Consider the following 24,485-nt stretch of genomic DNA (forward strand, 5'->3'; position numbering starts at 1 on the left):
AGAGTCATGAGAGAGAGGGACGGGTTGCCAGCTAGCCCTGACTCCGAACCGCTGCTCACCCGCGGATTCCCAGAGCTCCTCGACGTCGGCGCGCTGGTGGCGGGCGGCTGGGAGCCGTCCGCGTTCCAGCAGTTCATCCTGAAGATCCACAGCAGGTGCGACCTGGCCTGCCGCCACTGCTACGTGTACGAGATGGCGGACCAGAGCTGGCGCACCCAGCCGCGCAGGATGTCGGACGCCGTCGCCGACCGCACGATCGCGCGCATCGCCGAACACGCCGCCTCCCATGACCTGCCCGAGATCGACGTGATCCTGCACGGCGGCGAGCCGCTGCTGGCCGGCCCTGACCTGATCTCCAAGCTGGTACGCGGCATCCGCAGTGCGGTCCCCACCGGCACCCAGGTCAGCGTGAACATCCAGACGAATGGCGTACGGCTCGACGAATCGTTCCTACGCCTGTTCGACTCGCTGGAGATCCGCGTCGGCGTGAGTCTCGACGGCGATGAGGAGGGCCAGGACCGCCACCGCCGCTTCGCCAACGGGAAGGGCAGCCACAAACTGGTCAGCAAAACGTTGCGCAGACTCACGTCAGGCCCTTACCACCACCTGTTCAGCGGGCTCCTGTGTACCGTCGACGTGCGGAACGACCCGCTGCGCACCTACGAGGCCCTGCTGGAGTTCGACCCGCCGGCGATCGATTTCCTGCTGCCGCACGGCAACTGGGCGGCGCCCCCGCCGTTCCGCGACCCCGATTCGACGGCGACGCCGTACGCCGACTGGCTGATCCCGATCTTCGACCGCTGGTACGAGAGCCCAGTCCTGCAAACGAACGTCCGGCTGTTCCACGAGATCATCCGACTGCTTGTGGGCAGGCCGTCGCGGGCCGAGACGGTGGGGCTGTCCCCGGTGCGCATGGTCGTGATCGAGACCGACGGCAGCATCGAGCAGTCCGACATCCTGAAGAGCGCGTACCAGGGCGCCACGGAGACCAGCCTCCACGTGCTCACCGATCCCCTGGACGCGGCGCTGCTGCACCCCTCGATCGTCGCCCGCCAGATCGGCGAGCTGGCGCTGTCGCCCGCGTGCCACGAGTGCGACATCGTCTCCCTGTGCGGGGGCGGCCTTTACGCGCACCGCTACAGCCCGGCTGCCGGGTTCGCGGAGCGCTCCGTCTACTGCCCCGATCTGTACCGGTTGATCACATACATCGCGGCAAGGTGCACGCAAGACGTCGCCCGGCTCAAAGGAGCGGACCAGCTTGGCCACACATCAGATCTCCGATAGGGCATTCTCGGCGCTGGCGACGGGGGGCGGCGGCACCGCGGCCGTGGAGGAGCTGCGGGCCGCCCAGACCAGCAAGCACCGGCTGCTCGTACGGCTCGTCGTCGACGAATCCCACCAGGGCGGACATGCCCACGCCGCTCTCGCGGCACGGGCGTATGCCTCGCTGGCGGACCTGGAGGAGCACGCGCCGGAGGTGGTCGGCCGCTGCCTGCGTCATCCGCCGGTGGGCCAGTGGGCGCTGGACACCTGTCGGGCGATGCTCCGCGGCGGAGGCGATCCGGGGCGGCTGGCGGCGCTGGCCGTGGCCGCGGCCGTGCGCGCGGGCGCCGCCTGCAGCCTCAAGGTTCCGGTACGCGACCACGAGCTCATGCTCCCGTCGGTGGGCCGCCTGCTCGTCCCCGACGTCGCCTCCGAGGTGGTGGAGGTGACCGTGGAACCGACTGACGGAGGCGCGGAGCTCGGCGTCGGCCGGCGCACCCACAGAATCGACCTGCTACGCGATTCCCCTGGCTGGCACGTGTTGCACGACGTGTCCGGCCCTCTCGGGGTGCGGCTGACCATCGACGACCTCGACCCGTACCGCTGGCCGAGCGACGACGCCGACGGCCGTCTCACGGACCTCCGACGTGAGCGATGGGCCTCGTGCCTGCGCGAGGCCTGGCGCATCCTGGTGACCTGGCATCCGACGGTGGCCGAGGAGGTGGCCGCCGCGATCTCCGTGCTCACGCCGATCACCGCCGGAGCTGAGGCTCAGCGCAGCGCGTCCGCGCGTGGCATGTTCGGCACGATCGCGCTCTCCGATCCGACCGACGGGCTGGGGCTGGCCCTCATCCTGGCCCACGAGCTCGAACACGCCAAGCTCAACGCGCTCACCGAGGTCGTGGAGCTGGTCCGCCCCGACGACGGCCGCCGCTACTACGCGCCCTGGCGTAAGGACCCGCGCCCGCTCTTCGGGCTGCTCCACGGCGCGTACGCGCACGCGGGTGTGGCCGCGTTCTGGCGCCGCCACACCGAGGATCCGGACCTGGCCTCCCGAGCTCAGACGGAGTTCGCCCGGTGGCGCGAGGCCGCCCACCAGGTCACAGGGACGCTGCTGGACAGCGGCGCACTGACCGCAGAGGGGACACGCTTCGTCGGCATCCTGCGTGACACGCTCGGCCGCTGGCGAAGCGAGCCGGTGACGGCCGCCGCGTCGGCGCAGGCCCGGCGAGAGTCCGAACGTCATCAAGAGGCGTGGACCCGGCTCAACAGCTGACCGAGATCAGACGGGCGGCGGGTCGAAGTCGCAGTTGAGCCGCTCGCCCGCCATGGCCGCCAGCGTCTCGGGGTGCTCGCGCCCCATGATCAGGTCGAAGTGCCTCATCGACTCGGACTGGAGGCGCTTGGCGCCCTCCTCCGCGCCCGTCGCCTGCAGGTCGAGGGCCAGGTTGGTGGCGCAGACGAGGCTGAGGTAGTGCTCGGGGCTGAAGTACGTCTGGATGCGCCGGTAGTTCTCCTCCCCCAGCTCCCGGGCCCGGTCGTGCTCGCCGAGGGCCGCCAGGTCGTTCTGCAGGTTGATGGCGCAGGTCACCGAGTAGTCGTGCTCGCGGCTGACCCGCGTGGTGAGCCTGGCGAGAGCCTTCTCGTTGTCGTGCCGCGCCTTGGCGGGATCTCCCATCAGGCGAGTGAGCAGCGCCAGGTTGGTCGTGCACGCGTGGGTGAACGGGTGATCCTCGCCGAACACCTCCGGGTAGTCCCGCAGGGAGCGCTCCGCCATGAGCCTGGCCTCGTCGAGGTTGCCGCCGGCACGCAGGGTGTTGGACAGGCCCATGGCCGCCGCCAGCGTGTCGGCGTGCTTGTCACCGTACAGGCGATACAGGCGGGCGTGGGTGTCCTTCATGAGTTCCAGGGCCTCTTCCAGCCGGCCGCCCCTGCGCAGGGAGATCGCGTAGTCCTTGGCCGCCCGGAGCGTGTCGGGGTGGTCGGGCCCCAGCTCCTTCACGCCGTAGGCGTAGGCCTCCTCTCCCACGTCGGCGGCCTCGTTGAACTGGCCGCCCAGGCGCACCGTCCGGCCGAGGTTGCTCCACGACTGGAGCAGCAGGCGCTTGCCGATGCCCTCCCTGGCCTGGCTCAGTTTGAGGAAGATCTCCTTGAGCATGCTCTGCGCGTGCTGGTAGTTGCTGGTCAGCATGTGGTCGACGGCCAGGTTGTTGCTCACGCGCAGCGTGGTCATGTCGTCCGTGCCGTAGAGCCGCTCTTGGGCCTCGTGGGCCTGCTCGTCGAGCTCCCGCGCGCGCAGGAAGTCGCCGCGCCCGCGCAGGGTAGCGGCGTAGCCGTTGATCGCCCACAGCGTCTGCGCGTGCTCGGGGCCGAGGGACTCGCGCATCATCTCCAGGGTCACGGACTCGAGCTCGTACGCCCTGGGGTAGAGGGCCAGCGCCCGGTAGATGTTGCCGAGGTGGCCGCGCGCTACCAGCACGTCGATGTGCCGCTCGCCGTTCGTCCTGCTCCACTCGTCGATGCACTGCCCCACAAGCGACTGCGCCTGCCGGTAGCTGCCTCGTACGTAGAGGTAACGCACGATATTGTGCGCGAACTCGCGAACGACCGGATCCTCGCACTCGATCACGCCCGACCGCTCGAGGTGGGCGGCCAGTTCGTCGAAATAGGCCCACTTGCTCGTGTCGTCGGGATCGACGGGCGCATTGTCGGCGAGGAGGAGGTGGACCTCGTGGCGCATCTCCCTGCGCCCCTCCTCGGACAGCTCGTCGCGGAGCAGCGCCTGGTTGAGCCGGTGGACCTGGAGGGTGCGCGTGGCCTGATCGATCTTGACCAGTGCGAGGCGTTCCAACGTGCTCAGGGCCGTGGACAGCAGGATCGGGTCGGCCAGGATGGGCGCGAGCCGCGAGACGACCGCCTGGCTGCCGCGGCGGAAGACGTCGCGGGGGATGGGCTCGGGACCGAAGAAGGCACAGCACCGGAGCAGCTCGACCGCCTCGGGAACCTGGTCCTCGAGCCGCGCGACCGACAGGCGCCAGGCGGCGGTCATCGATAGTGGGTACGAGGGCGCCTTCTCCAGGTTGAGCAGCCGGCCCGTCTGTTCGTCCAGCAGGGCGATGTACTCGTCGAGGGGCATGAGGGTGCGCGCGAGGAGGGCAGCCGCCTGCACCAGCGCGAGCGGCAGGTCGCCCAGCTTTTCCGCCAGCCGGTCGGCGTTGACGTCGCTGATCGACCGGCCGAGGCGTTTGCGCAGGAACGCCACACTCTCGTCACGCTTGAAGACGTCGACCTCGATGGTGGCCTCATGGTCGCTCCAGCGCGTGTTGCGGGAGGTGATGACGACGTGGCCCGGGCCCCTCGGGATGTACTCCTTGATCTCCTCGGGCTCCTCGGCGTTGTCGAAGATGACCAGCCAGCTCCGGTACGGGGATCCGCTCTCCAGCGCGCGCAGCACCGCCTGGGTCGCCTGCTCGACCCCGGTGCTGGCCGACGGAGGCAGGCCCAGCACCGGGGCCATCGCGGCGAGCGAGGACGGGACGAGCAGCGGCTGGTCGGCCGACACCCACCACACCAGGTCGTAGTGGGCCCGGTACTGCCAGGCGTATTCGACGGCGAGCTGGGTCTTGCCGACGCCTCCGAAGCCCTGCAGGGCCAAGGGCTGCGCCACGACGGCCGTCACGGTGCCGATGCTCTTCCGCAGGGCGGCCAGCAGGTCCTCACGGCCGGTGAAGTCGGGGTTGCGCTTGGGAACCCGCTCCCAGATCTTTGGATCGTGCACCGGCATGAAATGTGAATTTTCCGCCATGTCGATCCTCCCGCTCCGCCGAAAGCGAACCGGCAGCCCGCTCGTAGTTGATTAGCCGACCCGCTTATCTCAGAATCTTCATAGCAGCGGTAAATACCCCGCGCAATCGCAACGAGGACATGACACACACGCTCGTATGTGCATGTGCGTCAATACGGTATTCGGGCGACCGAAAATGGATGGAGTGCATATGAGTAACGGGAACCGCGGGGCGAGCACGCTCATGGACGTCACCGACCTATCGCTGCACGACCTCGAGACGGTGGAAAGCGCCGCGCTGCGGGAGGCGCTGACCCTGTGCCTGAGCGACGACAAGGATCCGGTCGCCGCCTTCTCCAACTCGATAGCCGTTCCCCTCCAGCAAGGGCAGCGTCAGGATCGCCTGTAGTCGTGGCACGCCCGTGATCGCCACCGCCGGCGCCAGCATCGAGAAGAACAACACGGGCGTCGCCCCTGTCACGCCCAGCGAGGCGACCAGGATGCCCCCAGAGGCGCGCGCCCAAGGTCGAAGGCCGCGAAACACCGACGGTCCGGGCCAGCGTTCCCGGATCGATCCGCTGCATCTCCACGGACCTGATCGCCACATTGCTCAGCACGCCGCCGAACCCGGTCAGAAACAGGGCCAAGGCGAAGGATCCCCCCTGTAGGTCCAGGACCGCGCCCGCAGCCGCACCTTGACCACAGCATGCTTCCGCAGTTCAGGCCTGACCAGGTCGGACAGCAGCGCCGTCTCGGCCAGACCATACATGGCGAACAGGGCGCCCTCGACGAATGCCGCCGACACGATGTGCGCGAGCAGTGGGCCACCGAAGGCCGTTGAAAGGAGGATCGTAAAAACTGCCGCACAACGACCGGATTCGGCGAACAACATGATCGAACGACGTGGCAGGCGGTCGACCAACAGCCCACCAGGGATGTAGAACGCCAGGACCGCCACGATCATGGCGAACCCCAACCAGCCCACCGCCGACGGCGATCCCGTTACCGTCAGGCCCAGGAGTGGATAGACCACACCGAGCGTCCGGGTGCCCTCCCGGGTTAGTGGCGCATGACCACGCGGGGCGCGATCTCGATGCCGAGCTCCCGCTCGTTCTCCACCAGCGCGCGCAGCTCCGGCCCCCACTCCTCCTCGGGCATCACCGCGAAGCCGTGCCGCGTGTACCACGGCGCGTTCCAGGGCACGTCGCGGTAGGTCGTGAGGGTCACGGCAGGCGCCCCGGCGGCTCGCGCGTGCTCGAGGACCGCCGCGATCAGCCGCCCGCCGATGCCCCGGCGCATGTGGTCGGGATGCACGGCGAGCTGTTCGAGGTGCAGGTTGCCGTCCACCCACGCGATCAGCGCGAACCCCACGGGAGGTGTCCCCTCGACCAGGACGCTGAGCGGGTCGTCCGCCTCTTCGATCATCGTGGTGCCGGGCGGGAAGACGATGTCCACCTGTTCGAAGAGCTGGTCGGCCGCCAGCTCGATCGCGACCAGCCCGGGGAGCTCATCCGGCTCAGCCCATCGCACCATGCCGACACGATCTCATGGTGGAGCCGGATCGCGCCCCTCATATTTTAATGTTGATGATCGTATGGCCCGGCTGTGCGGAGCCGGGACCCTCTCCTCACGACGTGCCCACGACCGTACGGTTGTGGGCACGTCGTCCCCGGCGAGGGAACGTCAGAGGTCCAGGAGCGGTTCGAGGCCCAGCGTGAGGCCCGGGAGCTCGCGTACGCGGCGCACCCCGAGCAGCACGCCCGGCGTGAAGGACGCCCTGGTCATGGTGTCGTGCCGGATCGTGAGGATCTCGCCCTCGCCGCCCAGCAGCACCTCCTGGTGCGCGATGAGCCCGGACAGCCGCACCGCGTGCACGTGGACGCCTCCGACGTCGGCCCCGCGGGCGCCGTCGAGCGCGGTGCTCGTGGCGTCGGGCATCTGGCCGAGCCCGGCCTTGGCGCGCGCCTGGGACACCAGCTCCGCCGTGCGGGTGGCCGTGCCGGAGGGCGCGTCTGCCTTGTTGGGGTGGTGCAGCTCGACGATCTCGACGGACTCGAAGTAGCGGGCCGCCTGCTGCGCGAAGTGCATCATGAGCACGGCCGCGATGCCGAAGTTGGGCGCGATCAGGCAGTGGGTGCCCGGCGACTCGGCCAGCCAGCCGCGCACGGTCTCCAGCCGCCCCTCGTCGAACCCGGTCGTGCCCACCACCGGGTGGACGCCGTGCCGGATCGCCCATTCGAGGTTGCCCATGACGACGTCGGGATGGGTGAAGTCGACCACCACCTCGGCGCCTTCGAGCCCCTCGATGGAGTCGTCCTTGTCGAGCGCGGCCACCAGCTCCATGTCGGAGGCCGCCTCGACTGCCTTGCACACTTCGACGCCGACGCGCCCGCGGGCGCCCAGCACACCTACCCTGATCACAGGCCAACCCTATACCAGCGCGAAAACCCGCCCATGGGGCCTCAGGACCACTGTCGTGGCCGCTCAGGACCCATGTGGCGGGTCTGTTCTCACGGGCGGACGGCCTCGGTGAAGTCCTTGTCGCCGTACGGGCCGATCACGGCGAGCGTGAGCGGCCGCTTGAGCACGTCCCGCGCCACCTCGTCGATCTCGTCGGGGGTGACCGCCTCGATGCGCGCCAGCACCTCGTCCACCGACATCAGCTCGTCGTACACGAGCTCGTTCTTGCCGATGCGCGACATGCGCGAGCCGGTGTCCTCCAGGCCGAGCACGAGCCCGCCGCGCATCTGCCCCTTGCCGCGCATGATCTCGTCGGCGCTCAGGCCCTCGGCCACCACCCTGGACACCTCGTCCCGGCAGATCTTGAGCACGTCGTCGATCTTCGACGGCAGGCAGCCCACGTAGATCCCGAACTGGCCGGTGTCGGCGTAGGCCGAGGTGTAGCTGTAGGCGGAGTAGGCCAGGCCGCGCTTCTCCCGGATCTCCTGGAAGAGCCTGGACGACATGCCGCCGCCCAGCGCCGCGTTGAGCACGCCCAGCGCGAACCTGCGGTCGTCCGTACGGGACAGGCCGGTCGTGCCGAGCACCAGGTTGGCCTGCTCGGTCGGCCGGTCGAGCACCCGCACGCCGGAGCGCAGCTCGGCGCCGGGACCGCTGGTGCGCGGGGGCGCGAACTCGGCCGGGCCGCTCAGCGCGCCCGCCCGCTCGTACGCCCTCGTGACGAGCTCGACGACCTCTTCGTGCCGGATGTTGCCCGCGACGGACACGACCGTGCGGCGGGGCCGGTAGTAGCGGTGGTAGTACTCGGCGATCCGCTCGCGCCCGAGAGCGTTGATCGACTCGACGGTGCCCAGGATGGGCCGGCCGATGGCCGAGTCGCCGTAGAGCGCGGCCGCGAACTGCTCGTGCACCACGTCAGAGGGGTCGTCGTCGTGCATGGCGATCTCTTCGAGGATCACGCCGCGCTCGGACTCGACGTCCTCCTCGGTCACCAGCGAGCTGGTCACCACGTCGGCCAGCACCTCGACCGCGACCGGCAGGTCCTCGTCGAGCACGCGCGCGTAGTAGCACGTGTACTCCTTGGCGGTGAAGGCGTTGATCTCACCGCCGATGCCCTCGATGGAGGCGGAGATCTCCATGGCGTCGCGCGTGGGGGTGCCCTTGAACAGCAGGTGTTCGAGGAAGTGGGTGGCCCCCGTGTGCTCGGGGGCCTCGTCGCGCGAGCCGATGCCGACCCACATGCCGACCGCGACGCTGCGCACGGTCGGCATGGTCTCGGTCACCACGCGCAGCCCACCTGGGAGGACGGTGCGCCTCACGACCCCGGCTCCGTCCCTGCCGGGGTGCAGCGTGGTAGTACTCACAGGGCCTCCGGGGCGCCGAGTGGTCCGGCCATGGGCCCTCCGGAGAGGGCCTCATGACCGAGGTGCCTGAGTTCGCTCACGAGTTGCGGTCGTCGCCGTCGGCGCTGCCGCGCGTGCGCACACGGGTGCGGGTGCGGCGGGGCCGCTCCGACTTCTCCTCGGCAGGCGCCCCGGCGGCCTCCTCGGCCTCCGGGGCCTCGTCACCCTCGCCGCCTTCGGCGTCGGCCCCGGCCTTCGCCTCCTTCTCGGCGGCCTCCTTCTCGATGACCTCGACGGGCACCAGCGAGAGCTTGCCCCGGGCGTCGATCTCGGCGATCTCGACCTGGATCTTCTCGCCGACGCTCATCACGTCCTCGACGTTCTCGATGCGCTTGCCGCCGTGCAGCTTGCGGATCTGGGAGACGTGCAGGAGGCCGTCCTTGCCGGGCAGCAGCGAGACGAACGCGCCGAAGGCCGCGATCTTGACGACCGTGCCGATGTAGCGCTCACCGACCTCCGGCATGTGCGGGTTGGCGATGGCGTTGATCGCCGAACGGGCCGCCTCGGCCGACGGGCCGTCGGTGGCACCGATGTAGATCGTGCCGTCGTCCTCGATGGTGATCTCGGCGCCGGTGTCGTCCTGGATCTGGTTGATCATCTTGCCCTTCGGGCCGATGACCTCGCCGATCTTGTCGACCGGGACCTTGATGGTGATGATGCGCGGCGCGGTCGGGTTCATCTCCGCCGGGGAGGCGATCGCCTCCTGCATCACGTCGAGGATCGCCAGGCGCGCGCCCTTGGCCTGCTTCAGCGCGCCCGCGAGCACGCTCGCGGGGATGCCGTCGAGCTTGGTGTCGAGCTGCAGGGCGGTGATGACGTCCTTGGTGCCGGCGACCTTGAAGTCCATGTCGCCCATGGCGTCCTCGGCGCCGAGGATGTCGGTCAGGGTGACGTACGTGTCGCCCTCGCCGATCAGGCCCATCGCGATGCCCGCGACCATCTCCCTGAGCGGCACACCCGCGTCCAGCAGCGCCATCGTGGACGCGCAGACCGAGCCCATCGAGGTGGAGCCGTTGGAGCCGAGCGCCTCGGAGACCTGGCGGATGGCGTACGGGAACTCCTCGCGGGACGGGAGCACCGGGATCAGCGCCCGCTCGGCCAGCGCGCCGTGACCGATCTCGCGGCGCTTGGGCGAGCCCACCCGGCCGGTCTCACCGGTGGAGTAGGGCGGGAAGTTGTAGTTGTGCATGTAGCGCTTGGTGCGCTCGGGGTTGAGCGTGTCGATGACCTGCTCCATGCGCAGCATGTTGAGCGTGGTGATGCCCATGATCTGGGTCTCTCCGCGCTCGAACAGCGCCGAGCCGTGCACCCGGGGCACCACGTGGACCTCGGCCGACAGGGCCCGGATGTCCTTGGTGCCGCGGCCGTCGATGCGGACGCCCTCGTTGACGACCCGCTCGCGCATGAGCTTCTTCATCACCGAGCGGAACGCGGCGGAGATCTCCTTCTCGCGCCCCTCGAACTCGGGCAGGAGCTTCTCGGCGGCAACCGCCTTGACCTTCTCCAGCTCGTTCTCGCGCTCCTGCTTGCCCGCGATGGTCAGCGCGGCGGCCAGCTCGGTCTTCACCGCGGCCTCGACCGCGGCGTAGACGTCGTCCTGGTAGTCCAGGAAGACCGGGTATTCGGCGGTCTCCTTGGCGGCGACCTGCGCGATGCGTGACTGGGCCTCGCACAGCACCTTGATGAACGGCTTGGCGGCGTCCAGGCCCTGCGCGACGGTCTCCTCGGTGGGCGCGACGGCCCCCTCGGCGACCAGCTTGAGCGTGTCCTTGGTGGACTCGGCCTCGACCATCATGATCGCGACGTCGCCGTCCTCGAGCACGCGACCCGCCACGACCATGTCGAACGTGGCCCGCTCCAGCTCGTGGTGCGTCGGGAAGGCCACCCACTGGCCGTCGATCAGCGCGACGCGCACGCCGCCGATCGGGCCGGAGAACGGCAGCCCGGCCAGCTGCGTGGACAGCGACGCGGCGTTGATCGCCACGACGTCGTAGAGGTGGTCGGGGTTGAGCGCCATCACCGTGGCGACGACCTGGATCTCGTTGCGCAGGCCCTTCACGAACGACGGGCGCAGCGGACGGTCGATCAGGCGACAGGTGAGGATCGCGTCCTCGGAGGGACGGCCCTCGCGGCGGAAGAACGAACCGGGGATGCGGCCCGCGGCGTACATTCGCTCTTCGACGTCGACGGTGAGCGGGAAGAAGTCGAAGTTCTCCTTCGGGGACTTCGACGCGGTGGTGGCAGAGAGCACCATCGTGTCGTTGTCGAGGTAGGCGACGGCGGAACCCGCCGCCTGGCGTGCGAGACGACCGGTTTCGAACCGGATCGTACGAGTGCCGAATGAGCCGTTGTCTATGACGGCTTCAGCGGTGTGGACACCCTCCACGGGGGACCTCCTTGTGGTCGGTCTCCCGCGCCCTTTTTCTCACCGGCACCCTCGTTAGGTGCAGCGCCGGTCTTCGATCGAAGCGCCCGGTCACATTTTCACTGTCAAATTCCTACCGGAAGCCACTACCGAGGACCGGCCCGCAGGCGTCGCGGGTCGCATGGTGCTGAACGGACGCGGGGGCTGTGTGTCTCGGATCTTTAGTTGTGCGTCAGATGCGGCAACATTTCCACATTGCCGCTTATCCGACCATATGGCGCTAGCCATATGAGAAGGGAGCGGCGCGTTCGCCGCTCCCTTTCATGCTATCGGCGCAGGCCGAGCCGCTCGATGAGCGAGCGGTAGCGCTGGATGTCGACCTTCTGCAGGTACTTCAGCAGGCGGCGCCGGCGACCGACGAGCAGAAGCAGGCCACGACGGCTGTGGTGGTCGTGCTTGTGCGTCTTCAGGTGCTCGGTGAGCTCGCTGATGCGCTTGCTCAGCAGTGCGATCTGCACCTCGGGCGACCCGGTGTCGCCTTCGACCGTCGCGTATTCGCTGATGATGGACTTCTTGGCAGCGGTGTCGAGGGACACGGCTCTCCTTCGAGCTACGGGCACGCGTGAACGATGAATGAAAGTGCGAACGACCGTGCGTGCCTACAGTCGCCGCGTGAAGGCCGTCATGGGCAGCGCGCAGCGCCGCCGCTACAGAGCCGACATGCAAGGTTACCACTTCACGCGGCGTGCTCGGGCGCTCCTTCAAAGGGCCCGATTCGCGGCTCGATGTCACGAGGCGTGAGCGTTTCAGGTCGTGAGGCGGCGGGCGGCGTCGACGTCGGCGTGAATCTGCGCGATCAGCGCCTCGATGGAGTCGAACCGGGTGTTGCCGCGCAGCCGGGCGCGGAATTCAACCGCCACATGCACCCCGTAAAGCTCAAGGTCGTCCCGATCGAGGGCATACGCCTCGACTGTCCGAGGCACTCCCTCGAAGGTCGGATTGGTGCCGACCGAGATCGCCGCCGGCCACCGCTCCCCCTGGTAGAGCGCGGGCAGGTTGGCCATCGGCACGCACTCCAGCCACCCCGCGTAGACCCCGTCGGCCGGGATGGCGGTGTGCTGGGAGGTCTCGACGTTGGCGGTCGGGAAGCCGAGCTGGCGGCCCCGCTGGTAGCCGCGTACGACCACGCCCTCCACCCGGTGCGGCCGCCCGAGCTGCTCGTCGGCGCCCTCGACGTCGCCCGCGACGATCCGCTCGCGGATCGCGGCGGAGGAGACGGCGTCGAGCAGGGGCACGGCCTCCACCTCGAAGTCGTATTTGTCGCCCAGCGTCCGCAAAGTCTCGACATCTCCTGTGGCCTCGTGCCCGAACACGAAGTCCTCGCCCACCACGACGACGGCCGCGCCCAGCCGCTCGGCCAGCACGGCCTGGACGAAGTCGTCCGGGCTCGTCCGCGACAGGTCGAGTGTGAAGTCGACGAGGTCGATCTCGTCCACCCCCAGCCCGGCCAGCAGCTCGGCCCGGCGTCGCGGGCCGGTGAGCCGCAGCGGGTGCGTGCCGGGCCGCACGACCTCGTCGGGATGCGGCTCGAACGTGACGGCCACGCTACGCAGCCCCCGCTCGCGGGCGATGTCGACAGCGCGCTCGACCACCCGCCGGTGCCCGCGGTGGACCCCGTCGTACACACCGATGGTGACGACAGACCTTCCCGAACCCTGCACGCTAGGCCCCATTCGCTCGTGGCGGATCAATCCCCACACAAGCCTGCCACGGGCGTCACCGTTCGCTCCAATCGAGGGCTTAGGATCGGGCATCATGCCTCGTTACGCGCTTCTGATCCTGCCTGCCTTCAACCGGGTCTACGGGGAGAGCTCCATCCGGCTGACCAGGAGCGAGCTGGCGGTCTTCAGCAGGTACGGCCTGGACGGGAAGGTGCTCGCCAGCGAGGAGACGGCCATCGGCGGTGTGCCGTATGTGACGTTCGAGACCTCCGAGCCGCTGGCACAGTCGGAAATTTCGCTTTTGTCGAATCTTTCCTCTGTTTATGCGATTTTCGGGATGGAAGGGGAGCTGCTCCGGCCGCTCTCCATGACGTCGCTCGACCGGCTGAGCAGCGACCTGATCACCATCCAGAAATACGCGGGCAAGACCAACGAGCACTTCACCAAGCTGCTGCTCAACGTCACGCTGCTGGCCGGCGACAGGGGGCTGGGCGAGCGGCTCTCGGTCTTCGACCCGCTGTGCGGGCGCGGCACGACCCTCAACCAGGCCCTCATGTACGGCTACGACGCGTACGGGCTCGACGTCGACGGCAAGGACTTCGAGGCGTACTCCGGGTTCATCAAGACCTGGCTGCGTAACAAGCGGCTCAAGCACACCGCCGAGACCGTGCCGGTGCGGCGCGAGCGGGCCCTGGTCGGGCGGCGGCTCAACGTCACGTTCGGGCTGTCGAAGGACGCGGTCAAGGCCGGTGACGTGCAGCACCTGGCCGTGGTCAACGCCGACACCCTCAAGAGCCGCGACTTCTTCAAGCCGCGTTCGTTCGACGCCCTGGTGACCGACACGCCGTACGGCGTGCAGCACGGCAGCAAGGGCGGCGCAGGGCTGTCGCGCAGCCCGATGGAGCTGCTCCGGCAGGCCGTGCCCGTCTGGGCCGAGCTCCTGCGTCCCGGCGGCGCCATGGGGATCTCGTGGAACACCTACGGTGGCAAGAGCTCGGAGCTGGCCCAGATCCTCGACGGGGCCGGGCTCCAGGTGATGGACTACCCCGACTTCGAGCACTGGGTGGACCAGGCGATCGTGCGTGACATCATCGTCGCCCGCAAACCCTCCTGAAGGCCCTCAGAGGGCCCTAGGAGGCGAAGACGGCGAGGGGCTTGGCCACTCGCCCGTGCTCCTCCACCAGCGCCAGCAGCTCCCCCTCAGGCCCGAACACCCCGATCGGCCCCGCACCCAGCCCGGTGGACGCGAGCCGCCCCCCGTGCGAGATGACGCGCGCCTCCTCGGCCGTCACGTCCCGGCGCGGGAACGCCGCCGCCACCGCCTCCCCGATGGGCAGGATCACGCACTCCTCGGAGAGCTGGTCGATGGTCCTGGCCAGCGGCAGCCCGTAAGGCCCCACGCGGGTGCGCCGCAGCCGCGTCAGATGCCCGCCGACCCCGAGCGCCGCGCCCAGGTCGCGGGCCAGCGCGCGGATGTAGGTGCCGCTGGAGCAGGTCACGACCGCGTCCACGTCCACGACGTCGTCGTGCGCCCGGATGTCGAGCACCTCGAACGACCGCACGGTGACGGGCCGGGCGCGCAGCTCGACCTCCTCGCCCGCGCGGGCCATCTTGTACGCGCGCTGCCCGTTCACCTTGATGGCGCTCACCTGCGGCGGGATCTGCATGATCTCCCCGGTGAGCGCCGCCACGCCCTTGTGGATCTCGGCCGCCGTGACGCCGGACGCCGGGGCCGTGGCGATGACCTCGCCCTCGGCGTCGTCGGTGTTCGTGCGCACACCGAGCCTGATCGTGGCCTCGTACACCTTCTCGGTCAGCGTCAGGTGGCCGAGCAGCCTGGTGGCCTTCTCCACGCCGACCACCAGCACGCCCGTCGCCATCGGGTCGAGCGTGCCGGCGTGCCCCACCCGGCGGGTGCCCGCGATGCGCCGCATCTTGGCCACCACGTCGTGGGACGTCCACTCACCCGGCTTGTCGACGATGATCAGCCCGCTCTCGACCATCCAACCTTCCCAAGTTCGCGCCGGAAGGCGTCCATGGTCGCCTCCACGGTCTCGTGCGAGGTGTAACCGGCCGCGTTGTGGTGCCCGCCGCCGCCCAGGGCGGCGCACACGGCCCCGACGTCGGCCCCGCCCTTGGACCGGGTCGACACCTGCCAGTCGCCCTGGTCGTCCTCCTTGAGAACGACCGCGACCTCGGCCTCGTCGGTGCGCCGCACGATGTCGATGATGCCTTCCAGCTCCGCGTACGGGAGCCCGTGCGCGGCCCGGTCGACCCGCGTCACGTACGTCCAGACCAGCCCGTCCTCCAGCGCCGCCCGCTCGAGGGCGGCGGCCAGCACCTTGAGGTAGCCGAACGGGGAACGGTCCCACAGCTCGCGGGCGATCTCGTCGGTGCGCAGCCCGGTCGCCACGAGCCTGGCCGCCATCTGGTGCACGGCCGGGGTGGTCGAGGAGTGCCGGAACGACCCCGTGTCGGTCACCAGCCCGGTGTAGAGGCAGACGGCGATGTCGCGGTCGAGCCGCCCGCCGAGCCGGTACATCAGCTGCTCGGCCAGCATCGCCGTGGCGGCGGCCGTGGAGTCGATGAGGCTGAGCGTGCCGAACCCCTCGTTGGAGGGGTGGTGGTCGACGACGATGACCTCGCGGGCCCTGGCGGTGTTCTCGCGCAGGAGCCCGAGGCGCTCGAACGTCGAGGCGTCGAAGGTGATCATCAGCCCCGGAGCCGCCGGATAGTCCTCCGGCGGCACCAGCATGTCCTGCCCGGGCAGGAACCGCAGCAGCCGCGGCACCACGAAGTGGTGGTCGCCGAACGACGCGACGACCCGCTTGCCCATCGACCGCAGCACGAACCCCACGGCCAGCATCGACCCGAGCGCGTCGCCGTCGGGAGTCACGTGGCAGGCCAGCGCGATCTCGTCGGTCTGCCCGATCAGCCGCACGGCCCGGTCCCATGCGGCCTCGGGGATCGCCCCGCCGGAGACCACCCGGGCGTCCGCGCGGAACGGGCGATCCGCTCTGTCGCGCACGTTGGGCGTCACTCTCGGTCGTCCCCGCCCAGGTCCGTCTCGGGACCCTCGTCGGGCTTGCGGTAGGGGTCGGACTCGCCTGCGTAGGCGGCGTCCTGGGCCTGGCGCGCCACTTCGGCGTCCCGGCTCCGGGCGGCGGTGATCAGGTCGTCGAGGTGGCGCGCGCTGTCGGGCAGCGGGTCATGCTTGAACGTCAGCGTCGGGGCGAAGCGCACGCCGGTCTGGCGGCCCACCTCGGAGCGGATGATCCCCTTGGCGCTCTCAAGGGCGGCCGCGCTGTCGGACCGCTCGGCCTCGGAGCCGTACACCGTGTAGAACACGGTCGCCTCGCGCAGGTCGGCGGTGACACGCGTGTCGGTCACGGTGACGAAGCCCAGGCGCGGGTCCTTGATCCGGCGCTCCAGCATCTCGGCGACGATCTGCTGGATGCGGTCGGCGAGCTTCCGCGCTCGTGCGGCATCCACCATGTTCGCTCCCCCTCACGCACGACGTGGCCGTGCAGTCGTTCATTCTTCGTCGTTGTAGAGCCGGTGCCTGGCCGACAGCAGCTCGATCTCCGGGCGGAAGGCCACCATGCGCTCGCAGGCGTCCATGATCTCGTTGCAGTTACCCGCGGAGGAGGAGACCACCGCTACGCCGACCTCGGCCCTGCGGTGCAGGTCGAGATGGCCGGTCTCGGCCACCGCGATGCTGGGATAATGGCGCTGCAGCTCGGCGATCAGCGGCCGTACGACAGAGCGCTTCTGCTTCAGCGACCTGACGTCGCCGAGCAGGATGTCCAGGGTCAGAGCACCCACATACATCGTTGGCAACCACCGCTTGATCTGGTGTGGTGAACGCACGCCCGGCCTGCTGCGGTGGGGACCAGGCCAAGGCGTGCGAGAGGCGCCCGGCGGATCTCCCGCCGGGCGCCGAGCCGCGCGTCAGTCTCGCGGCTTCTCCCGCATCTCGAAGGTTTCGATGACGTCGCCTTCCTTGATGTCGTTGTAGCCGATGCCGATACCGCACTCGAAGCCCTCGCGGACCTCGGTGACATCGTCCTTCTCCCGCCGCAGCGAGGAGACGGTGAGGTTGTCGGTCACGACGACACCGTCGCGGATGAGGCGAGCCTTGCTGTTGCGCACGATCTTGCCGGAGCGAACCAGCGAACCGGCGACGTTGCCGATCTTCGGCACCTTGAAGATCGCGCGGATCTCTGCGGTGCCCAGCTGGACCTCTTCGAACTCGGGCTTGAGCATGCCCTTGAGCGCCGCTTCGATCTCCTCGATCGCCTGGTAGATGACCGAGTAGTAGCGGATGTCGACGCCCTCGCGCTCGGCCAGGTCGCGCGCCCGAGGCTCGGGGCGGACGTTGAAGCCGATGATGACCGCGTTGTCGTCGGCGACAGCCAGGTTGACGTCGTACTCGGTGATCGCGCCGACCGCGCGGTGCAGGACACGGAGCCTGACCTCGTCGCCGACGTCGATCTTGAGCAGGGCGTCTTCCAGGGCCTCGACCGAACCGGACACGTCGCCCTTGATGATGAGCTTGAGCTCGTCGACGCTGCCCTTCTCAAGGTCCTTGAAGATGTCCTCGAGGCTGCGGCGACGGCTCGACTTCGCCATGTCGGCGCTGCGCTTGCGCGCCGCGCGCTGCTGGGCGATCTGGCGGGCCATCCGGTCGTCGGTGACGACGATGAAGTTGTCACCGGCGCTCGGCACGGCCGTCAGACCCATCACCAGGACCGGACGGGACGGCGTGGCCTCATCGACCGCGTCGCCGTTGTCGTCGAGCAGCGCCCGGACGCGGCCGAAGGCCTCGCCACAGACGATGCTGTCGCCGACGCGCAGCGTGCCGCGCTGGACCAGGACGGTCGCGACGGGGCCGCGACCGCGGTCGAGGTGCGCCTCGATCGCGATGCCCTGGGCGTCCATCGTCGGGTTGGCCCGCAGGTCGAGCTCGGCGTCCGCGGTCAGCAGGATGGCCTCGAGGAGGTTGTCGATGCCCGTGCTGTTCTTCGCCGAGATGTCGACGAACAGCGTGGAACCGCCGTACTCCTCCGCCACCAGACCGTACTCGGTGAGCTGGGCGCGCACCTTGTTCGGGTCGGCGCCTTCCTTGTCGATCTTGTTGACCGCGACCACGATCGGCACGTCGGCCGCCTGGGCGTGGTTGAGAGCCTCGATCGTCTGCGGCTTCACACCGTCGTCGGCCGCGACCACCAGCACCGCGATGTCGGTGGACTTGGCGCCTCGGGCACGCATGGCGGTGAACGCCTCGTGACCCGGGGTGTCGATGAAGGTGATCTTCCGGTCTACGCCCTCGTGCTCGGCGGGGACCTGGTAAGCGCCGATGTGCTGGGTGATGCCACCCGCCTCGCGCGCCACCACGTTGGTCTTGCGGATGGCGTCGAGCAGCTTGGTCTTACCGTGGTCGACGTGACCCATGACGGTCACGACCGGCGGACGCGCGGCCAGGTCGGCCTCGTCGCCCTCGTCCTCGCCGAACTCGATGTCGAAGGCCTCGAGAAGCTCGCGGTCCTCCTCCTCCGGGCTGACGACCTGGATGTTGTAGTCGAGCTCGTTGCCGAGCACCTGCAGCGTTTCCTCGTTGACCGACTGCGTCGCGGTCACCATCTCGCCGAGGTGCAGCATGATCTGCACGAGCGAGGCGGGGTTCGCGCCGATGCGGTCGGCGAAGTCGGACAGCGACGCGCCGCGCGGAAGGCGGATCGTCGCGCCGTTGCCACGAGCGACCTGCACGCCGCCGATCGCCGGCGCCGACATGTTGTCGAACTCCTGGCGCCTCTGCCGCTTCGACTTGCGCCCGCGAGCCGGACGGCCACCGGGACGCCCGAAGGCTCCCGCGGTGCCGCCGCCGCGACCGCGACCGCCGCCACCGGGACGACCGGCGAAGCCGCCGCCACCGCCACCGGGACCGCCGGTGCCGGTGCGCTGACCGGTGCCACCGCCGCCGCCGGGACGACCGGCGAAGCCGCCGCCACCGCCACCGGGACGACCGCCGCCGCCACCGCCACCGGGACGACCGCCGCCGCCACCGCCACCGGGACGGCCACCGCCGCCACCGCCACCGGGACGACCGCCGCCGCCACCGCCACCACCGGGACCCGCAGGACGACCCTGCGGCATCATCATCGGGTTGGGACGCGGACCGCCGGGACGGGGACCACCCGCACCGGGACCCGGGCGCGGACCGCCCGCACCGGGCGGGCCAGGACGCGGACCGCCGGGACGGGGACCGGCGTCACCGGTGCCGCCACGGCCCTGCGGCGGGCGCGGCATGGCGCCGTCGCGCGGCGGGCCGTCACGGCGCTCGCGGCGGTCGGGACCGCCGCCGTCGCGCTGGCCGCCGGGACGCGGCGGCCGGGACTGGCCCATGCCGCTGGCGGTCGAGGAGAACGGGTTGTTACCGGGACGCGGACCACGCGGGCCCGGCCTCGGACCGGGACGGGGACCGCCACCGGTGGACGCGCCGGGACGCGGTGCCTGCGAGGCGCCGCCATCCCTGGAACCGCCGTCCCTGGAATCCCTGGAATCCCTGGAATCCCTTGAATCCCTTGAACCGCCGCCGTCCCTGGAGCCGCCACCGTCCCTGGGACCCGGACGAGGCGCGGGACCCGGCCTGGGGCCGGGACGGGCGCCGCCGGGGCCGGGACGCGGACCCGGAGCCGGACGCGCGGGCGCGCCGCTCTCGAAACGTGCCTGAGGAGCCCCGGACGTCTCACCGCGAGCAGCCTCGGGCTGCTGCGGCGGCTGGTGGGGCATGGGCACCGGCGGGCGCGGCTGACCGCCGCCCGCGGGGCCCGGACGCGGACCAGGACCGGGCTTGGGACCCGGACCAGGACGCGGTGCTGCTGAGGGGACCGGCGCCTGCGGGGCGCCATTGCCACCGGCCTGGCCTTCCGCCGGCCGGGGAGCAGCCCTAGGCGGCTGCGGCCTGTTGGACGGCTGTCCGCCGCCTCTGGAGGGCCCACCCTTCGATGCGCCCAGAGCTTCGGTGAGCCTGCGGACCACCGGCGCCTCGATGGTCGAGGACGCCGAACGGACGAACTCTCCCATCTCCTGGAGCTTGGCCATGACGACCTTGCTCTCTACGCCGAACTCCTTAGCGAGCTCGTATACCCGGACCTTCGCCACTGCACTCCCTTACTCGGCCCGGGAGGCTGGCTATGCCATCCGGACCGTCGCTAACTTGACGTCTTCATCGCCGCGTGCTCATCAGGCGCTCATAGCAATCTGACTCCGCCCATCAACTCGGCGTCCTACATGACATTTGCGTGGTCTCCCTCCAGTTGCGCCCGCACGCGCGAGACGTCAAGCGGCCCCGGCACGCGAAAAGCGCGCGGAAACGCTCGGCGACGCTCGGCAAGCTCCAGACAGCTCAAGGTCGGATGCAGCGATGCACCGCGGCCAGGAAGCCGTCCTTGCAGATCAGGGACCACATGGTCCTCGACCCGCACCAGACGGAGCAGCTCGGACTTAGCCGTACGACCCCTGCAGCCCACACAGGTGCGCTGTGGGGTCGCGTGGCCACCATATTCCAGCTTACCGTGTTGACGCATCTACGGAACCGGCGGCATCTTCGGCCTGTGTATCCGGCCGGATGTCGATCCGCCATCCGGTGAGTCTCGCGGCAAGCCGGGCGTTCTGCCCCTCTTTCCCGATGGCCAGCGAAAGCTGGTAGTCGGGCACGGTCACCCGCGCGACGCGCCCCTCGAGATCGAGCACCTCGACATGGGAAACACGGGCCGGCGACAGGGCATTCCCCACGAACTCGGCCGGATCTTCCGACCAGTCGATGATGTCGATCTTCTCGCCGTGCAGCTCCGTCATCACGTTGCGCACCCGCGAGCCCATGGGCCCGATGCAGGCGCCCTTGGCGTTGACGCCGGGCTTGCGCGACCGGACCGCGATCTTCGTACGGTGGCCCGCCTCGCGCGCCACCGCGGCGATCTCCACGGTGCCGTCGGCGATCTCGGGCACCTCCAGCGCGAACAGCTTCTTCACCAGCCCGGGATGCGTGCGCGACAAGGTGACGGAGGGACCCTTGTGGCCCTTCTTCACCTGCACGACGTAGGAGCGGATGCGCTCTCCGTGCACGTATTCCTCGCCGGGGACCTGCTCGGCGTGCGGCAGCACGGCCTCGATCTTGCCGAGGTCGACCAGCACCACCCGCGGGTCCTTGCCCTGCTGGATGACGCCGGAGACCAGCTCGCCCTCGCGGCTGGCGAACTCGCCGAAGTTGATCTCGTCCTCGGCGTCGCGCAACTGCTGCAGGATGACCTGTTTCGCGGTGGTGGCGGCGATCCGGCTGAAGTTGCCGGGAGTGTCGTCGTACTCCCTGACGACCTCGCCGTCCTCGTCGAGCTCGGCGGCCAAGATCGTGACGTGACCGCTGCTGCGGTCGAGCTGGGCGCGCGCCTTGGAGGCGGCGCCCTCGGTGCGGAAGTAGGCGATCAGCAGCGCGTCCTCGATCGCCTTGACGACCAGGTCGAAGGAGATGTCCTTTTCTCGCTCGAGGCTGCGCAGGACGCTCATGTCGATGTCCACGACGGCTCCCCCTTAGCCTTCGTCGCCGTCGACGTCGTCGATCCGGCGGAACTCCACCTGTACCCGTCCCCGGGTCAGGTCCTCGTAATCAAGCCTGCGTGCGGAGCCCTCGACGTCGACGTCGACACCGGCCTCGTCCGCGGCCAAAATGCGGCCCTCCACCACGGTGCCGTCTCTCAGCTCGGCCTTCACCAGGCGTTTCGCCGCGCGGCGCCAGTGCCGCGGCTCGGTGAGCGGGCGGTCGACGCCCGGCGAGGAGACCTCCAGCGTGTAGGCCGCCTGGCCCATCGCGTCGTCGCCGTCCAGGGCTGTGGAAACGGCCTGGCTCACGTCGGCCACGTCGTCGAGGCTCACGCCGCCGTCGCGATCGACGATCACGCGCAGCAGCCGTCTCTTGCCTGCCTGGGTGACCGTGATGTCCTCAAGATCGAGGCCCTCCGCGGCGACCACAGGCTCAAGGAGCTTCATCAGGTGGTCGCGGGGTGATGCGCTGCCCATATCGACCTCCCCTATTGTCATGTCTCAACCGGGCGGACCTCGCCTCTGGCTCTCCGCCGTCTGGCCGCTCAGCCAGCGACGACAGTTGACACCCTATCTGTATGGGGGCACGGAAAGAGCGCCACTCGTAATGGTCGAATGGCGGAGCGTCGCCTGACAGCGATCGCGGGCACCAGCCCGTACGATGCTACCGATGAGAAAGCCCCCGAAGGGCCTGCCGTCGCGGCGTCGATCGGGCGCGCCTGCCCATGGGCGGCTTTCTCCTCGATCGGCTCCACCGTCACTGGAGGTCCCAGCCCGTGCGCCCGCGTCACCTCTCCCGGCGAGTCGTGCTGGCGGGCGGAGCGGCCGCTCTCACCGCCTGCAGCGCCACCGGCCCGCCGCAGCCGTCCGTCCAGGCCCCCGACTCCCCTGAGACCACGCTGCTGAAGGACCTGATCGCGGAGAAGGAGCGGACGATCGCGCTCTACTCGTCGCTGATCTCGGGTGGGGCGCGGAAACTGGTGCCGTTCCGTGACCGCCACCAGGCCCACGTGAACGAGCTGCGCAAACACGTCACCGTGGCCTCGACGCCACCCGTCACCTCCACCCCCACTCCCACCCCCTCCGCCCCCAAGGCGTCCCTGTCCCGCCTGCGCGACCTGGAGCGCAGGGCGGCGGCCCTGCGGGTCCGCCAGCTCGACCGCGTCTCCCCCGGGGTGGCCCAGCTCATCGCCAGCATCGGGGCCTGCGAGGCCGCCCACGCGATCGCCCTGCCGAGGTCGCTGTGAACCCTGACGACGTCGAGAAACTCCGCAAGGCGCTGGCGGCCGAGCATGCCGTGCTGTTCGCGTACGGGCTGCTGGGCGCGCGGACGTCGGGGTCGCTGCGGGCCAGGATGAGCGCGGCCTTCGACGCCCACCGGGCACGCCGCGACCAGCTCCGCACGTTCATCACGGCGCGCGGGGGCCGGCCGGCCGAGCCCGACGCGTCCTACGCGCTGCCGTTCTTCCCCTCCGGGCCGGTGCTGGCGGCCAAGCTGGCGGTGCACCTGGAGACCGGCGTCACGGCCGCCTACCTCGAGCTGGCCGCCGCGCAGGACGTCTCGCTGCGCCGTTACGCCGCGCTGGCCATGCAGGAGGCGACGACCCGCTCGTACGCCTTCCGCCCCGCCCAGCCCCCGGCCTTCCCCGGCATGCCCGTGGCGGCGCCGCCACCGTCCCCGCCCTCGGCGTCCTCGTCGCCCTCGGCGCCCGCGGCGTCGCAGGAGGGCGGCTAGCCCTGCTCGTCCGGGGCCGGCCGCTTCACCGGTACAGGACGGAGAGCAGGTCCGGGCCGAGGCGTTCGACGGCTTCCGCGTCGAGCTGGTAGTAGACGACCGAGCCGCGCCGGTGGGTGTGCACGAGCTGGGCCTCCCTGAGCCTGCGCAGGTGCCTGGAGACCTGGGGCGCGGTCATGCCGAGCTGGGTGGCCAGCTCGGCGGTGGCGACGGGGTTGCGCAGGATCGCGTACACCAGCCGCAGTCTGGTCGGGTCCTGGAGCGCGGCGAGCCGGCGCCTGGCCGTCTCCAGCGTCGGCGTGGGGGCGCCGTCGGCGCTGTACTGGATGACGACCGGGTAGCCGGGGTAGTGCTTGATCACGAAGTGCGGCCGGCCGTGGACGGTCGGGACGAGCAGGCAGGGCCGGCCCTCGTCCACGCGGGCGGTGGCGTTGTAGAGCTTGTCGAAGACGATGCGCAGCGGCCCTCGCGCGCCGGACGACGTGGACGCGGTCGGGAGGTCGCCCAGGACGAGGGCGCCACGCCGGTGCAGGTCGCGTACGCGTTCCGCGCGGTCGCGGTCGAGGGCCGGGCGCAGCGACGGCCATTCGGCGTCGAAGGCCGCGGCGGCGAAGTCGGCGAGGAAGCCGAGCAGCTCGCCGCGGAACGCCTCGGGGTCGGCGCGCAGCCGGGCGCCGATCTCCATGCGGCTGGAGGAGATCAGCCGCAGCCGCTGCAGCACCTCGTCGCTGAGCCTGGGCGCCAGCTCGGTGTCGTTCTTGCCGATGAGGGCCTGCGCGGTCATGGCCACGAAGTCGCCGATGGGCAGCCCGGCCACCTCCCGCAGCTCGCCGGCCAGCGTACGCGCCGGTCCCGCGGACAGCGGCAGCAGGTAGCGGGCGCGGAAGGCGCCCCAGAGCGGCGCCCAGGCGGCGGCCGTGACCAGCAGCCCGCTGTCCAGCCGGGCGTGCGCCCTGGCCACCCAGCTCGCGCTGCCGGGGTGGTGGCCGGGCTCGTCGAGGGCGTGGAGGCAGGCGCACAGCTCGGCCAGCGGGGACTGCTGGACGGCGACGGATCCGGTGCCGGGGGAATCGAGGAGGAGCGTGACGGCCACCCTGCACATTACCGCGTTGACGTTAATCTGCTTGTGGGCCACCGAGTGTTTGCCCAGGCTGTG

At 70.1% G+C, this 24,485-nt stretch carries 23 protein-coding genes; 6 read left to right on the forward strand and 17 right to left on the reverse strand.

Annotated features, from left to right (window positions below; all coding sequences use genetic code 11):
* The first annotated feature begins 6 nt into the window (after positions 1-6).
* Together ABZS69_RS38305 and ABZS69_RS38310 are read left to right on the forward strand one after the other, a co-directional pair.
* Positions 7-1,284 (forward strand): FxsB family cyclophane-forming radical SAM/SPASM peptide maturase, encoded by a 1,278-nt coding sequence (locus tag ABZS69_RS38305; RefSeq protein ID WP_355380778.1) that lies wholly within the window; start codon positions 7-9, stop codon positions 1,282-1,284.
* A complete protein-coding gene (locus tag ABZS69_RS38310; protein ID WP_355380780.1) occupies positions 1,259-2,539 on the forward strand; it encodes an HEXXH motif domain-containing protein in 1,281 nt (426 codons plus the stop codon). Before ABZS69_RS38305 ends, ABZS69_RS38310 begins: the two co-directional genes overlap by 26 nt.
* A 6-nt stretch (positions 2,540-2,545) precedes the next feature.
* Here ABZS69_RS38310 and fxsT read toward each other — a convergent pair whose 3' ends face one another.
* Positions 2,546-5,068 carry an FxSxx-COOH system tetratricopeptide repeat protein gene (gene fxsT / locus ABZS69_RS38315; RefSeq protein ID WP_355380782.1) on the reverse strand — a complete coding sequence of 841 codons (2,523 nt, stop codon included), beginning with the start codon at positions 5,066-5,068 and terminating at the stop codon, positions 2,546-2,548.
* Positions 5,069-5,258: 190 nt separating this feature from the next.
* On the opposite strand from fxsT, the gene ABZS69_RS38320 reads away from it, so the two are divergent.
* Positions 5,259-5,456, forward strand: a complete 198-nt coding sequence (locus ABZS69_RS38320; protein ID WP_355380784.1) for a hypothetical protein — start codon at positions 5,259-5,261, stop codon at positions 5,454-5,456.
* 222 nt (positions 5,457-5,678) lie between these two features.
* Here the strand turns inward: ABZS69_RS38320 and ABZS69_RS38325 are convergent, their stop codons facing one another.
* From ABZS69_RS38325 to ABZS69_RS38355, 7 genes are all read right to left on the reverse strand, one after another.
* Positions 5,679-6,191 (reverse strand): MFS transporter, encoded by a 513-nt coding sequence (locus ABZS69_RS38325; RefSeq protein ID WP_355380786.1) that lies wholly within the window; start codon positions 6,189-6,191, stop codon positions 5,679-5,681.
* Positions 6,107-6,580 carry a GNAT family N-acetyltransferase gene (locus tag ABZS69_RS38330; protein ID WP_355380788.1) on the reverse strand — a complete coding sequence of 158 codons (474 nt, stop codon included), beginning with the start codon at positions 6,578-6,580 and terminating at the stop codon, positions 6,107-6,109. Before ABZS69_RS38330 ends, ABZS69_RS38325 begins: the two co-directional genes overlap by 85 nt.
* A 150-nt stretch (positions 6,581-6,730) precedes the next feature.
* Positions 6,731-7,468: a 4-hydroxy-tetrahydrodipicolinate reductase gene (gene dapB / locus ABZS69_RS38335; protein WP_355380790.1), complete on the reverse strand. Its 738-nt coding sequence runs from the start codon at positions 7,466-7,468 to the stop codon at positions 6,731-6,733.
* 89 nt (positions 7,469-7,557) lie between these two features.
* On the reverse strand, positions 7,558-8,826 hold the full coding sequence (locus tag ABZS69_RS38340) for a pitrilysin family protein (protein WP_355380792.1): 1,269 nt from the start codon (positions 8,824-8,826) through the stop codon (positions 7,558-7,560).
* A 121-nt stretch (positions 8,827-8,947) separates the two neighbouring features.
* Positions 8,948-11,296, reverse strand: coding sequence for a polyribonucleotide nucleotidyltransferase (locus ABZS69_RS38345; RefSeq protein WP_355380794.1), 2,349 nt, complete (start codon positions 11,294-11,296; stop codon positions 8,948-8,950).
* Positions 11,297-11,601: 305 nt separating this feature from the next.
* Positions 11,602-11,871, reverse strand: a complete 270-nt coding sequence (gene rpsO, locus ABZS69_RS38350; RefSeq protein WP_111180641.1) for a 30S ribosomal protein S15 — start codon at positions 11,869-11,871, stop codon at positions 11,602-11,604.
* Between the two features lie 210 nt (positions 11,872-12,081).
* On the reverse strand, positions 12,082-13,008 hold the full coding sequence (locus ABZS69_RS38355) for a bifunctional riboflavin kinase/FAD synthetase (RefSeq protein ID WP_355380796.1): 927 nt from the start codon (positions 13,006-13,008) through the stop codon (positions 12,082-12,084).
* Between the two features lie 82 nt (positions 13,009-13,090).
* Between ABZS69_RS38355 and ABZS69_RS38360 the strand changes: the two genes are divergently transcribed.
* Entirely contained in the window at positions 13,091-14,110 is a 1,020-nt protein-coding gene (locus ABZS69_RS38360) for an SAM-dependent methyltransferase (protein ID WP_355380798.1), read from the forward strand.
* A gap of 16 nt (positions 14,111-14,126) precedes the next feature.
* Here ABZS69_RS38360 and truB read toward each other — a convergent pair whose 3' ends face one another.
* From truB to rimP, 8 genes are all read right to left on the reverse strand, one after another.
* Entirely contained in the window at positions 14,127-14,999 is an 873-nt protein-coding gene (truB, locus tag ABZS69_RS38365; RefSeq protein ID WP_355380800.1) for a tRNA pseudouridine(55) synthase TruB, read from the reverse strand.
* Complete coding sequence (locus ABZS69_RS38370; RefSeq protein WP_355380802.1) at positions 14,981-16,024, reverse strand: DHH family phosphoesterase; 1,044 nt, start codon at positions 16,022-16,024, stop codon at positions 14,981-14,983. The genes truB and ABZS69_RS38370 overlap by 19 nt, the downstream gene beginning before the upstream one ends.
* Positions 16,025-16,032: 8 nt before the next feature.
* Positions 16,033-16,491 (reverse strand): 30S ribosome-binding factor RbfA, encoded by a 459-nt coding sequence (gene rbfA, locus ABZS69_RS38375; RefSeq protein WP_355380804.1) that lies wholly within the window; start codon positions 16,489-16,491, stop codon positions 16,033-16,035.
* Positions 16,492-16,530: 39 nt separating this feature from the next.
* Entirely contained in the window at positions 16,531-16,827 is a 297-nt protein-coding gene (locus tag ABZS69_RS38380; protein ID WP_355380806.1) for a DUF503 domain-containing protein, read from the reverse strand.
* A gap of 120 nt (positions 16,828-16,947) precedes the next feature.
* Positions 16,948-20,160, reverse strand: a complete 3,213-nt coding sequence (gene infB, locus ABZS69_RS38385; RefSeq protein WP_355380808.1) for a translation initiation factor IF-2 — start codon at positions 20,158-20,160, stop codon at positions 16,948-16,950.
* Positions 20,161-20,285: 125 nt separating this feature from the next.
* Positions 20,286-20,585, reverse strand: a complete 300-nt coding sequence (locus tag ABZS69_RS38390; protein ID WP_355380810.1) for a YlxR family protein — start codon at positions 20,583-20,585, stop codon at positions 20,286-20,288.
* Positions 20,569-21,573: a transcription termination factor NusA gene (nusA, locus tag ABZS69_RS38395; RefSeq protein ID WP_355380813.1), complete on the reverse strand. Its 1,005-nt coding sequence runs from the start codon at positions 21,571-21,573 to the stop codon at positions 20,569-20,571. The genes ABZS69_RS38390 and nusA overlap by 17 nt, the downstream gene beginning before the upstream one ends.
* A gap of 12 nt (positions 21,574-21,585) precedes the next feature.
* Positions 21,586-22,071: a ribosome maturation factor RimP gene (gene rimP, locus ABZS69_RS38400; protein ID WP_355380815.1), complete on the reverse strand. Its 486-nt coding sequence runs from the start codon at positions 22,069-22,071 to the stop codon at positions 21,586-21,588.
* A 299-nt stretch (positions 22,072-22,370) separates the two neighbouring features.
* Here rimP and ABZS69_RS38405 point away from each other — a divergent pair, with 299 nt between their 5' ends.
* Positions 22,371-22,841 (forward strand): hypothetical protein, encoded by a 471-nt coding sequence (locus tag ABZS69_RS38405; protein ID WP_355380817.1) that lies wholly within the window; start codon positions 22,371-22,373, stop codon positions 22,839-22,841.
* Positions 22,838-23,329 (forward strand): ferritin-like domain-containing protein, encoded by a 492-nt coding sequence (locus ABZS69_RS38410; protein WP_355380819.1) that lies wholly within the window; start codon positions 22,838-22,840, stop codon positions 23,327-23,329. Before ABZS69_RS38405 ends, ABZS69_RS38410 begins: the two co-directional genes overlap by 4 nt.
* 25 nt (positions 23,330-23,354) lie before the next feature.
* Here the strand turns inward: ABZS69_RS38410 and ABZS69_RS38415 are convergent, their stop codons facing one another.
* Positions 23,355-24,422: a DUF5937 family protein gene (locus ABZS69_RS38415; protein WP_355380821.1), complete on the reverse strand. Its 1,068-nt coding sequence runs from the start codon at positions 24,420-24,422 to the stop codon at positions 23,355-23,357.
* Between the last annotated feature and the right edge of the window lie 63 nt (positions 24,423-24,485).

It is taken from the genome of Nonomuraea sp. NPDC005650 (genome assembly GCF_040605375.1).
In the GTDB taxonomy this organism is placed as follows: Bacteria; Actinomycetota; Actinomycetes; order Streptosporangiales; family Streptosporangiaceae; genus Nonomuraea.